Here is a 12,168-nt window from a genome sequence, read left to right as displayed (position 1 = left end):
AAACAAACGAGCAGTTTTTAGTTGAAGAGTGGTAAACGTAAAAAGAGATAGATTAAATTGTGCGAAATAGCATACAAGATCGTCTTATTTATCTACTTAATACAATACTTTATGATTAATTCATTGTTAGTTTCTAACATTTTTAACCATAAAAACTGTATTTTTATTGTCTGTCAGGAAGGCAAAGGTACGAATATAATTCAGAATAATTTTCTTTGATTTTTATCTTTTTACTAAAAAATAGAAAAAAAATATAGATAGTTGAATCATTATCAACAAATAAAATAATAGTAAAAGATTGCTCTTGTATAAGGACAATGAAGCCGTATACTTGTGGCATTTGTAACCTACAGCAACCCAATGCTTAATTAATACCCAAACATTAAAGGTGGAAGATATAGGTAAGTTTAGACGGTTTTATAATGATCATATGCACAGCAAGTTGATAGTTTTTGAACGTCAACGAAAACAATTATTAGCTCTGATGTTTTTAGGAGTGATCTTGATGATTTTATTGAGTATCTTTGTGTTAAGTTTGGATATGTTTGCCTTGTCCATTTTTCTATTTGTGCCTTGGTTTTTGTTGTTTCGGGTATATCAACATCGTTCCGATGTCTTTAGGGCTGGTTTTAAGCCTATTGTGGTGCAATCTATTTTAGAATTTATGGATTCAAGGTTGACCTATTATCACAAGGACTATATTAGTAAAGATACGTTTCTGCGCAGTCGTATATTTCCGATGAACCCTGAGTTATATTACGGGGAAGATTATATTATGGGAAAAATCGGTGAAATCTTTTTTGAGATGTGTGAATTGGAATTGTACCACACTGATAAAGTGAAGGGGAAATTAGAAAAATGGTTTGAGGGCATCTTTTTTCATGCCAATTTCAATACGGCATTTAAAGGGCGAATTGTTATGATTCCTCGATCGGATTGGCAACTATTTATTCCTATCATGAAAGAGTACACCAAATATGGAGGCTATGAATTAACGGATACAGGCAATGCTGCATTTGATGAAGAATTTATAGTTTATTTGGATAGAGATATTCATTACAAAGAAATTTTGACCCCTGAACTAATTATTGCCATCAATCAATATCACATAAATAGCGGCAAGAAGGTCTATGCTTCTTTTTATAACAGTCATTTTTATATGGCAATTAACGAGCCTCAAGACTTATTAGAAGCAAGTGTTTGGCATTCCAATTTGAACTTTGAATTGATTGCGGCTTATTATAGAGAGTTATCGCTGTTTACGCAGATTGTTAAAGACTTTGATATCACACATTAAATGTTGTTTTTGATGGTTTTGCTTCTTATTGATGGGGAATTGCCATAAGTATTTTATTTGGATTCAATTTAAAACCAACACCTTTGTTGTGCATGAAGGAAAGTATTGATTTTGTGGATACCCCAAGACGATGGGGAAATGTAAGGTACTCCCTTTTAGGCTATATTATAGTATATATAATTGGTTGTATTGCTTGCAGTCGTGAATTGCCAAAAGAAACAAAAGAAGCACTCCCTCTTTCAGATTCAATTAGTACCACAACAACCATAAAGATAGATACTGTTTATGCTCAATTGCCTTTAGAAGAACCGATTGATAGTCATAATATGTATTATCAACCGCATAACAACTCTAAGGAACTACGGGCATTTTTACAAGAACCGATTGATTTACCAAAGTTCAAAAAAAAGAATGGGGCTAATAGTGGGAGCTCAAAAGGAGCTTATTATTATTGGAAGCCAAAAGGAAAAGGTTTTTATTATCATTATTTTTTGTTTCGGGGCTGTTATGAGCGTCGATTGATGATAGACGTATATATGTATGGTGATAGCCCTAGTAGTTATAGCAAGGCGAAAGAAACTCTAATAGAATTAAGGTGTAGTTGCCAATTGGATGCATTAGAAGCGCTTGATTTGGTAGGTAAAGAATGGAGCGTTGTTGTAGAGAAATATGGTGAAAATTATCTAAAAACAGGCAATAAAATAATCTATGCAGATAAAGGAAATTTGCTAATTATTACCTGTAGAGGAAAAAGAGTTCATTCTTACCGATATGTTCGAACCAACCTAAAAGCAATTGAATCTTTGGAGGATGTGCCAGAAGAGCTGCTAGCCCCTATGCATGGGTAATTTGAAAATGAACCAATACATCATTGTTCACTTTCAAATCCCCAAGAATGCTTTTTTAGGTATTTCACTAGACATGCTGATCAATTAAAATCACATTGCCGTCAGGGTCTGTAACGGCAAAACTAGCTGGACCAGTTCCATTTTCATCGGCTTCGTTCTGTATGGCAATTCCTTGTTTTTTTAGATGTTGTTGAATTTCTCGAACATCGTCAAATTGCTCTAAAATATTAGCATCATTATCCCACCCAGGATTAAAGGTAAGAATATTGTTTTCAAACATACCTTGAAATAAACCAATCAAAGATTGTTCGTTTTTCATAATGAGATAATTTCGTTCTATTTTTCCTGCAAAAACCTTGAAGCCAAGCGATTCGTAAAATGCTTGAGAAGCTTTGAGGTCTTTAACACTGAGACTAATAGAGAAGGCACCTAGTTTCATAATTATTCTTTTAGTAGTTTTTCATTTTTTGATGAACGATTGTTCTATCTAAAATACTCATTTTTTCTGAATCATTACTTAAAATGAATGTTATAACTAAATGTCAATTGGATGATATGATTCCCTTCATATAAGTCAGCATTCCGTTGCAAGACTTGGTGCATGTATCCTAATTCTACTTTTCCATTTGTATTAAAGGCATAACCTACCCCTACATACAGCCAATTTTGATTGAACAATTTAGCCGATAAGTTATTGGAATTCAATCCTAGAAAAATTTCATCAAAAGCCTTGACAAAGAGTTTGGATTTTGTGGACTCAAAGACTTTGACGGTATAACTAGCCGTAAGTCGATACCGAAATCGCTGTACAAACTTAAAGCCATCTATATGGTGTTGTTCCTTAGAGTCTTGTATCACTCGATTCACAAAACGATGTTCCAAGCGATAGCGATGGTTAAAACGTAGAGCATTAATCTTGTGTTTTAATTCAAATTGTTCCCAAATATTATGCTCTTTAGTGGGTAGAGGACTTGGAAATTCTCCATAGGGATCGTTCAGTATAAAAGAATAACCAACTGAGCCGATGACAAAATTGGCTATTTTATAATTTAAAGACGGACGTTCTATCATTTGTTGAGGTGCCAATATCCAATTGGAACGCCGCCAATGAAATTCATTAGCCAAGTAGAAGCGGTTGGTGATGAATAGCTTATTGGTCAATGATGTCCATACCGAATGTGTATGAGTAGTCGTAGGCTGATGTTGAGCCCAAGTCGTATGTTGATATAGAATTGTGAATGCTATATAAATGAAGATGCGTTTCATATTTTTGTTTTTTTTGTCTTAAAAGAGAGCTAAATAGGTACTTAAGAGCAGCTTTAATGAAACAATTGAGCTTGAAGGTAAAAGGTGAGTACGCCAGAGAAATAACCAACAATAGCAAGCCAAGCGATTCGCTTCATGTACCAAATGAAATCAATTTTTAGAATTCCCATGATGGCCACACCCGCAGCGGAACCAATAATTAAGGCGCTTCCTCCTGTTCCAGCACAGTATGCCAACAATTCCCAGAAGGAATGATCCATTGGGTAGACATCTAGAGAGTACATACCCATTGCACCTGCAACTAGAGGGACATTATCAACAATAGAAGAAAGTAAGCCAATAAAAATGTTAATCAGGTATATGTTTCCAAAACTAGCATCTAGCAGATGGGCTAATTGTGCTAAGTGTCCTGCGGTTTGCAAGGCAGCAACCGCCAATAGAATGCCCAAGAAAAATAAAACACTAGGAACATCTATTTTGGTTAGAACATTGACGATAGAAATTTTTTCTTTTGTTTGGTCTACTTTTTTGTGATTGAGTATCTCTGTAACCATCCAAAGAACTCCTAAGCCAAATAAAATTCCCATAAATGGAGGCAAATGAGTTAAGGTTTTAAAGATCGGTACAAAGAGCAATAGACTAATACCCAAAAAGAAAATTAACTGTTTTTCAAAATTATTGACGGGGATTGAATGGTGCTTGCCTTCTACCTGTGCTGGTCGAGTAATATGTCCTTTTAGTGTAAAAGAGACAATTGCAAGTGGTGCCAATAAAGCCACTAAACTTGGTAAAAATAATTTTAAGACGATATTCTGAGCAGATACTTGCCCTCCAATCCAAAGCATAATTGTCGTAACATCTCCAATGGGAGACCATGCACCACCTGCATTGGCAGCAATGACAATAATGCCTGCAAAAAACCATAAGTCTTTGCGATCAGCAATCAGTTTTCGAAGCAAAGCAGCCATTACAATAGAAGTTGTTAAATTATCTAATGCAGCAGACAAAAAGAAGGTGAGTATTGACAAAATCCAAATGAGTTTGACTTTTTGTGTTGTTTGGATTTTATCGGTGATAATACTAAACCCTCCGTAACTATCGATCAACTCTACAATGGTCATTGCACCCAATAAAAAAAACAAGATGCTTGAAATTTCGCTGAGATGTTCTGCAAGTTGATGGTTGATGTAATGCCCTAATGCTGCATGATTACCAACTTGGTCTATTAAAATGGTATCTGCCCCCAGTACCAAAAATGTCCAACAAAGTACACCAATTAATAGAGCAGGAGCAGATTTGTCAATATGGATATTGTGTTCTAAAGCGATAGCTAGGTAGCCCAAAATGAAAATAATGGCTATTAATAGATACATAGGCTATTTTTTGATAAGTGAAAGAGAACAAAGGGCATAGGCTGTCTGGCATTTTTCTGTGAATAATTGAAAAATGCAATCAACTGTTAGGTAGCCCAATCAACGAATTATTGATGAATCAAGTGCATAGGTAGGCTAGGGTTAGTTTCTGGCGGAGTATTTCTATTTTTGAGTGCCGCCTCAAACAAACCATCAATTTCGCCTGTCACATGTTTACAATTGTATTGTTTGGCTAGATAAACCATACATTCATCTAAGTTTTTGAAGATTTCTTCTTCGTGGATGTATTGGGGAATAATACCAACAATACGAAGTCGTTCTTCCACCTTGTCTTGAAGCCCTGTCAAGTAAACTTCAATACCTTTGTTTTCTAATAATAAAATAGCTTCTTCTAAGACTAGTAGCCCCGTTTCATCCATAAAAGGAACATGATCTAAGCGCATGACAACTACTTCTACTGCATTTATTTGCTCTATTCGAGCCTTAAAGTCATCGGCAAAACCAAAAAACAGAGGACCTTCCAAGTGCTTAATGTAAACATTTTTGGCTAGAGCTTCAGGAAGCCCTTTCTCTTGCAAAATGTCCCCTAACAATCCCGCTTGATTAGATTTTAGAGTAGCATCGGACATATTTTTCATGAACATAATAAAGGAAATCATCGTGCCGATAGCTACGGCATCCAATAAGTTGTCAAAAACTGTTACCAAGAGCGTGACAATAAGAATGATCGCATCGGATTTAGGGACTTTGGGTAATAATTGCAAGCCTTTTAAATCGATAATTCCAATTCCAATAGTTACTAAAATTCCAGCTAAAACAGCCATGGGGATGAATTGAACGTAATGCCCCAATCCTAAAACAATAACCAATAAAGCAAGACCTTTAAAGATGCCCGAAAGATTGGTTCTTCCTCCTGCACGAATATTGGTCACGGTGCCCATTGTAGCGCCTGCACCAGGTATTCCTCCAAATAAAGCAACAATTAAATTCCCCAATCCTTGTCCTTTTAACTCTTTGTTGCCATTATGTTTTGTTTTGGTCAAGCTATCTGCAACAGTTGATGTAAGTAGCGTGTCGATTGTACCTAATGCTGCTAGAGTAATAGCAGGAACCAAAACCAAACTCCAGTGCTGCATTTCTAAGCTAAGGAGTGTGCCAATTTGAAGTGGAGGAACGCCTGAAGGAATGGTGCCTATTCTAGGAACATCCATTGGGAAAATTAACGAAACGGCTGTCATGCCAATCAACGCAATTAAAATACTAGGTATTTTTTTGTTGATAAGTGGAAGGGCATAAATAGCTGCAATTGTTCCTGATCCTAATAATAGAGCAGAAGTATTTAAGTCTGCCAAAGGCGTTCCCAAATTGCTTAATATATTGATCATACCTTTAGGAGAAGCATGTCCCAATAAAGGGAATAATTGAAGGATGATTATTATAATACCAATACCGCCCATAAATCCCGAAATAACAGGATAAGGCATAAATTTTACAAGCTTGGCAATACCTAAAAAACCAAAAATAATTTGAAATATTCCTGCTAAAACAAAGGTTGCCATAATAATAGGCATGGCTAAGGTTAAATCATCGTTTGTCGCAACCAAAGCCCCTGAAACGATTGTCGCTGCTACGACGGTCATTGGACCTGTAGGGTCACTGAGAAGTGTTTTGGTGCCTCCGACAAATGCAGCAATAACAGCTAAAACAATAGCCGTATACAGCCCTGCTTCTGCCCCTAAACCTGATTGTATGCCAAATGCTAAGCCCATGGGCAATGCAATAATGGCACCTGTTAAACCGCCTAAAAAATCTCCTTTTATATTGCTAAAATCAAAGTAACCTAAGATCGTTTTTTGTGTTTTATATTGACTCATTTTATTGATTGTTATAAATAGCTCGCTGACAATAGAAACCCTGTACTCTATTGTTTAGAGTATGAGCTACAAGTGTAAATAAAAATACTATAGAAGTATAAACTCCAATCCTCAGGAAGGTTGGTGAGTATCAATGTTTTGTTGTGCTGCTAAGCACCGCTTATTGATAAAAAATAGAGAGGCTAACAATCAATTTTAAGGCAAGCAAATAAGATGTATAAAGGAAGGTGTTTGGGAAAGTTGTTCGTATGCTGGGAAGCGACATCATTTCTACTGTAAATGTTGTGAACAAGGCATTGTTTCCCAAAACAATTGAAAAAAGAAGCTAAAAGAGGAGGATATTCTGAAACCTCTTCCTCTATTTCTGCATCTTCGGAAGTATCTTCTTCTTGATTTTCCTCTTTTTCGTTTTCTTCTTCTTTACGAAACTGCTTTTCTTCGGTATCTTTTGGGCTTTTAGAGTGATTGTTATTTGCTACATAGTGCCCTTCAAGTTGTATGATAACTTGATCTTTAATCTCTTGAGAAGAGAAACTTAGGAGCCCAATTAAGCAACAATAAAACCAAAGAAAATGAAAACGTGGTTTCATAATTAAGTGAAAAAAAGTGAAGGGGAATAGTGGATTATATTCTAATCTTTTTCAAAAGTAGAGGAAGTCTCTGAAGAAAAGAACAGTAAAAGTTATATAAAAATGTGATTTTTGTTACATTTAAATCATTATTATCCTTTAAATTGATTTAATGCTTTGAATATTAAGAATTTAAATTTTGAGAGTGATAAAATTTTATCTTCCTTGTCAAAAAAAGACCAAGCTTATTTTTTAAGTTTTTCTCAGCCTTTGTTTTTTAAAAAGGGAAAATTAATTTTTTATCAAGATGGAATGCCAACAGGTGTGTTTCTTATAAAAAGTGGGAAGGCAAAAATATACAAAACAGGTACTTATGGAAAAGATCAAATTTTTTACATTTATAAAAAAGGAGACTTATTTGGCTACCATGCCTTGCTTTGTAATGAGAATTATGAAGAATCGTGTGAGGCTATAGAAGACTGCGAGGTGTTGTTTGTTAATAAATATGATTTTAGATTATTGTTAGCAAAAATTCCCCAGATTCAAACATTAATCATTCAAAATATCAGCCACGAATTTGGAGTATTGGTCAATACAATTGCTATTCTTGCGCAAAAAAATTTAAGAGAACGACTAGCCCTTTACCTAGTCGTCTTAAATGAACGTTATCAAAATGAAAATCAGAAATGTACTCAAATTGTGCTTCCAAGAGAGGATTTGGCAAATGTTATAGGAACAACGAGAGAAAGTTTGGGGCGTTTGTTAAAAGAGTTTAGAGAGGATAAGTTGATTAAAATTAATAAACGAGCAATAGAGATACTCAATTTAAAGAAAGTACAAGAGATTGCAAATGTAGACCCAGAGTAGGCTATTTGGGGGCTTGTTGTAAAATTTTGATTACTTTTTTTGCTTTGACTTTAAAGGCAATAGAGTTTTTATCCAATTGATCATCAATAACAATGAGCAACTCTTCTTTTAGGTCGGGATATTTTAAAACCATACTAAGAAGAACTTCTAAACTGTAGACTTTTACAGCAACTTTTACCTTAGGATCTAAGACCCACTGAAATAGTTCATCCACAACCAAACCTTCTATTTCTTCAGGAACTCCAGCCAGCCATAACATCTTAGCAATGCTTCGTTTAATACCTGGGAACGTCCACTGATTGCGATGCGTAAAACAGTAAGTGACAATAGGGCGTACTTGAGTTGGTGCTTCTGCCAATAGATGCCCCAACAACCAAGTAAAACGCATACCAATAGGATGTTCGGCATCTAGTATTTCCGTCAACTGAGTTAATTCTATTTGTTCTTTAATCAAATATGCGGTCCATTTTTGTCGGTTAGCATCAGAGCGATCATTAGCAAGGGAGGTTGTTAGGTCTTGTATAAGTTTGGGGTACATCATTTATAACTTTAGAAGTAGATCTGTTTTGATACTAATAAAAAATAAAAAACAAGATACATAATTTTAAACAATCCAAATATCCGATTGATTTACTATTGAAGAATTCTTATCTTTGTGGTAAAAAATAGCATATGAAAATTAGTTTATACGCAGTAGTTGCATGGCTACTATACATCGTTCTATTGGGTACAAGTTCTTGCAACTCTAGTAAAAATGTTGTTAAAACGAAATGGTATTCAGTAGACTCGACCATTGTGGTAGATGGTAAGATAGATGAATGGGAACGCCCTTTGATAGAATCCAATGCCTATACGGGAGTCCAATACAGTACTGGAAATGATGCCCAAAATTTTTACCTCTGTATTCGTATTAACGACAAAACAATTCAACGTAGAATCATGGGATTAGGCATGTCTGTGTATTTGGACACCCTTGCCAAAAGAAAGGAAAAAATTGGCATTGGTTATCCACTTGCTCTGACACAGGAACAGCTAGAAACGATTTCTTTTCAAGCAGCCAAAGGAAATTTTAAAGTGGATGATCGAGCATTAGATGAAGCATACGCTACTGTTTGCCAAGAATTTGAATTGATTGGGTTTGTTGAAGAAGATCCAGAAGAGCGAATTCGAGTTAGTAACTTGGCATCTAAAGAATTAAAAACAGCAATAGGGTTTGATCATGTGGGGGCTATGTTGTGTGAATTTAAAATTCCACTCAATCAATTGTATTCAGGAAAAATGCAATACAATGAAATTCTTAGTATAGGAATAAAAGTCAATCAGCCAGCCCCTGATGCGGCAGACGATCCAGGGCTTTTTGGTGATCCATCAAGTAATAGCATTACAGGCAACAATCAATTGCAAAACCCATTGTTGCAAGGTGCGAACCCAGGAGGAGGGATGCAACAACCAAGACGAAGCTCCAATTCGAACATTGCGGGTATTTGGGCAAAGGTACAATTGAGTCAACCGAGGTAAGTTTTGGGATTTCTAATATTTTGAATAGCGATTCGTTTTTTCGACAAAAAATTGTAACTTCGCACGGGCTAATAAGCACCAAAAAATCAACAGTTAAATTGCAGTTATTTCGTAAGTAAAAACTCGCTTAAAATTTGAGAAACATGGAAACAAATAAATCAAAAATTATCTATACAAAAACAGACGAAGCGCCTTATTTGGCCACCTTCTCTTTTTTACCAATAATCAAGACATTTACAGATGCTGCTGGGATCGAGGTTGAATTGAGCGACATTTCTCTTGCGGGTAGAATTATAGCTAATTTCCCTGACTTTTTAACTGAAGAACAGCAAATTCCAGATGCACTAGCAGAATTAGGAGAATTGGTTTTAAAACCAGAAGCCAATGTTATCAAATTGCCGAATATTAGTGCTTCTGTACCTCAGTTAAAAGCAGCTATCAAAGAGTTGCAAGATGCGGGCTATGCTTTACCTGATTATCCTGAGGACCCTGCCAATGAAAAAGAAAAAGAAATTCAAAAAAGATATAACAAAATCAAAGGCTCTGCTGTAAATCCTGTTTTGAGAGAAGGAAACTCAGATCGTAGAGCACCAAAACCAGTTAAGAAATACGCAAAAAATAATCCTCATTCTATGGGAGCGTGGGCAGCTGATTCTAAATCACATGTTGCGACGATGAATGGTGGAGATTTTCGTGCCAACGAGCAATCTGTTACCTTATCTGCGGCAACAAAAGTGCGTATTGAGCATGTAGCTGCTGACGGAACAGTAACGACACTAAAAGAAGCTTTCCCAATTTTGGAAGGAGAGGTGATTGATGGAACTATGATGAGCAAAAAAGCATTAATGGCTTTCTTGGAAGAGCAAGTGGCGGATGCTAAAGAGCAAGGAGTTCTATTTTCTTTGCATATGAAAGCTACCATGATGAAGGTGTCAGATCCAATTATTTTTGGTCATGGCGTAAGAGTATTCTTCAAGGATGTATTTGCAAAACATGCTGCTGTTTTAGATGAGTTGGGGGTAGATGTTAACAATGGTTTTGGAGATTTGTTAAATAAAATTCAAAGTTTGCCTGCTGACCAAAAAGCGGCTATAGAAGCTGATATTCAAGCTGCTTATGAGAATGGACCAGATATCGCAATGGTAGATTCTGACAAAGGCATTACCAACTTGCACGTACCTAGTGATGTTATCATCGATGCTTCCATGCCTGCAATGATTCGTACTTCTGGTCGTATGTGGAACAAAGCTGGTGAAACTCAAGATACTAAAGCGGTTATTCCTGACAGTAGTTATGCAGGAATGTACCAAGTTGTAATTGATTTCTGTAAAGAGCATGGTGCTTTTGACCCAACAACAATGGGAACGGTTCCTAATGTTGGCTTGATGGCTCAAAAAGCGGAAGAATATGGTTCTCACGATAAGACATTTGAAATAACGACTGCTGGTAAAGTTCGCGTGGTTGATGCAGATGACAAAACGTTGATTGAGCATGAAGTGGAAGCTGGAGATATTTGGAGAATGTGTCAAGTAAAAGATGCTCCAATTCAAGACTGGGTTAAATTGGCTGTGACTAGAGCTAGAGCTTCTCAAACACCTGCTGTTTTTTGGTTAGATGAAGGTAGAGCACATGATGCAGAGTTGATTAAAAAAGTAAATACTTATTTAAAAGACCACGATACTACTGGTTTGGAGATTCACATTATGTCTCCAATGAAAGCAATGGAATTCTCTTTAGAGCGTATCAAAGCTGGAAAAGATACGATTTCTGTTACTGGAAATGTATTGCGTGATTATAACACAGACTTATTCCCTATTTTGGAATTAGGGACATCTGCCAAAATGTTGTCAATCGTTCCGTTGATGAATGGTGGAGGTTTGTTTGAAACTGGAGCAGGAGGATCAGCGCCAAAACACGTACAGCAATTTAACAAAGAGAACCACCTACGTTGGGATTCTTTGGGTGAATTCTTAGCACTAGCTGTTTCTTTGGAGCACTTAGGAAATGCTTTTGATAACGAAAAAGCGTTGGTGCTTGGTGAGGCATTGGATCAAGCGACAGAAAAATTGTTGCTCAACAGAAAATCGCCATCTCGTAAAGTAAATGAGTTGGACAATAGAGGTAGTCATTTCTATTTGGCGTTGTATTGGGCGGAAGCTGTTGCAGCACAAGATAAAGAGGCAGAATTGAAAGCAAGCTTTGCTAAATTGGCAAAAGAATTGGCAGACAATGAAGCTAAAATTGTTGAGGAACTAAACAATGCTCAAGGAGTAGCAATGAATGTAGATGGTTATTACTTCCCTAACGAAGAAAAAGTAGCCCAAGCAATGCGTCCAAGTACTACGTTGAATGCTATTTTAGATAATGCGCTAATTAATGTTTAAGTAGAAGTTTATAATAACATATATACTTAAATTAATAATAAAAGAAGCCATCCCAAATTTTGGGATGGCTTCTGTGTTTTGTGACGAGGTTGAATCATAGACTGTTATTTTAAAAGATTGATTTTTTGAATAAAATAAATTATCTTTTGACTAATTGCTTTTTATATATGAT

Annotated in this window: 11 protein-coding genes; 5 read left to right on the top strand and 6 right to left on the bottom strand. The window is 35.9% G+C overall.

What is annotated here, in order from left to right:
* The first annotated feature begins 388 nt into the window (after positions 1-388).
* Entirely contained in the window at positions 389-1,297 is a 909-nt protein-coding gene (locus tag QP953_RS26970) for a DUF3137 domain-containing protein (RefSeq protein ID WP_052599122.1), read from the top strand.
* A 92-nt stretch (positions 1,298-1,389) separates the two neighbouring features.
* Positions 1,390-2,145, top strand: coding sequence for a hypothetical protein (locus tag QP953_RS26965; protein ID WP_309553482.1), 756 nt, complete (start codon positions 1,390-1,392; stop codon positions 2,143-2,145).
* Between the two features lie 67 nt (positions 2,146-2,212).
* On the opposite strand, the gene QP953_RS26960 is transcribed toward QP953_RS26965, so the two are convergent.
* From QP953_RS26960 to QP953_RS26940, 5 genes are all read right to left on the bottom strand, one after another.
* Positions 2,213-2,584: a VOC family protein gene (locus QP953_RS26960; RefSeq protein ID WP_052599123.1), complete on the bottom strand. Its 372-nt coding sequence runs from the start codon at positions 2,582-2,584 to the stop codon at positions 2,213-2,215.
* Positions 2,585-2,658: 74 nt separating this feature from the next.
* Positions 2,659-3,411: a DUF2490 domain-containing protein gene (locus QP953_RS26955; RefSeq protein ID WP_052599124.1), complete on the bottom strand. Its 753-nt coding sequence runs from the start codon at positions 3,409-3,411 to the stop codon at positions 2,659-2,661.
* Positions 3,412-3,464: 53 nt separating this feature from the next.
* Positions 3,465-4,784 (bottom strand): sodium:proton antiporter NhaD, encoded by a 1,320-nt coding sequence (nhaD, locus tag QP953_RS26950; RefSeq protein ID WP_052599125.1) that lies wholly within the window; start codon positions 4,782-4,784, stop codon positions 3,465-3,467.
* Positions 4,785-4,891: 107 nt separating this feature from the next.
* A complete protein-coding gene (locus QP953_RS26945; RefSeq protein ID WP_063833186.1) occupies positions 4,892-6,658 on the bottom strand; it encodes a SulP family inorganic anion transporter in 1,767 nt (588 codons plus the stop codon).
* A gap of 182 nt (positions 6,659-6,840) precedes the next feature.
* Complete coding sequence (locus QP953_RS26940) at positions 6,841-7,248, bottom strand: hypothetical protein (RefSeq protein WP_052599126.1); 408 nt, start codon at positions 7,246-7,248, stop codon at positions 6,841-6,843.
* Between the two features lie 204 nt (positions 7,249-7,452).
* On the opposite strand from QP953_RS26940, the gene QP953_RS26935 reads away from it, so the two are divergent.
* Entirely contained in the window at positions 7,453-8,094 is a 642-nt protein-coding gene (locus tag QP953_RS26935; protein ID WP_309553481.1) for a Crp/Fnr family transcriptional regulator, read from the top strand.
* Position 8,095: 1 nt separating this feature from the next.
* On the opposite strand, the gene QP953_RS26930 is transcribed toward QP953_RS26935, so the two are convergent.
* Positions 8,096-8,635 carry a hypothetical protein gene (locus QP953_RS26930; protein ID WP_156039866.1) on the bottom strand — a complete coding sequence of 180 codons (540 nt, stop codon included), beginning with the start codon at positions 8,633-8,635 and terminating at the stop codon, positions 8,096-8,098.
* A 131-nt stretch (positions 8,636-8,766) separates the two neighbouring features.
* Here QP953_RS26930 and QP953_RS26925 point away from each other — a divergent pair, with 131 nt between their 5' ends.
* Entirely contained in the window at positions 8,767-9,612 is an 846-nt protein-coding gene (locus QP953_RS26925) for a hypothetical protein (RefSeq protein ID WP_052599129.1), read from the top strand.
* Positions 9,613-9,755: 143 nt separating this feature from the next.
* On the top strand, positions 9,756-11,996 hold the full coding sequence (locus QP953_RS26920) for an NADP-dependent isocitrate dehydrogenase (protein WP_052599130.1): 2,241 nt from the start codon (positions 9,756-9,758) through the stop codon (positions 11,994-11,996).
* Positions 11,997-12,168: the final 172 nt, after the last annotated feature.

Origin of the sequence: Aureispira sp. CCB-E, from assembly GCF_031326345.1 — a bacterium.
Classification (GTDB): Bacteria; Bacteroidota; Bacteroidia; order Chitinophagales; family Saprospiraceae; genus Aureispira.
The sequence above is the reverse complement of the archived record's forward strand: the minus strand, read 5'-3'. Positions and strand labels throughout refer to the sequence as shown.

Coding starts and splice junctions, on each gene's coding strand:
- QP953_RS26965 (WP_309553482.1), top strand. CDS start 1,390: ATGAAGGAAAGTATTGATTTTGTGGATACCCCAAGACGATGGGGAAAT.
- QP953_RS26960 (WP_052599123.1), bottom strand. CDS start 2,584: ATGAAACTAGGTGCCTTCTCTATTAGTCTCAGTGTTAAAGACCTCAAA.
- QP953_RS26955 (WP_052599124.1), bottom strand. CDS start 3,411: ATGAAACGCATCTTCATTTATATAGCATTCACAATTCTATATCAACAT.
- nhaD (WP_052599125.1), bottom strand. CDS start 4,784: ATGTATCTATTAATAGCCATTATTTTCATTTTGGGCTACCTAGCTATC.
- QP953_RS26945 (WP_063833186.1), bottom strand. CDS start 6,658: ATGAGTCAATATAAAACACAAAAAACGATCTTAGGTTACTTTGATTTT.
- QP953_RS26940 (WP_052599126.1), bottom strand. CDS start 7,248: ATGAAACCACGTTTTCATTTTCTTTGGTTTTATTGTTGCTTAATTGGG.
- QP953_RS26930 (WP_156039866.1), bottom strand. CDS start 8,635: ATGATGTACCCCAAACTTATACAAGACCTAACAACCTCCCTTGCTAAT.
- QP953_RS26925 (WP_052599129.1), top strand. CDS start 8,767: ATGAAAATTAGTTTATACGCAGTAGTTGCATGGCTACTATACATCGTT.
- QP953_RS26920 (WP_052599130.1), top strand. CDS start 9,756: ATGGAAACAAATAAATCAAAAATTATCTATACAAAAACAGACGAAGCG.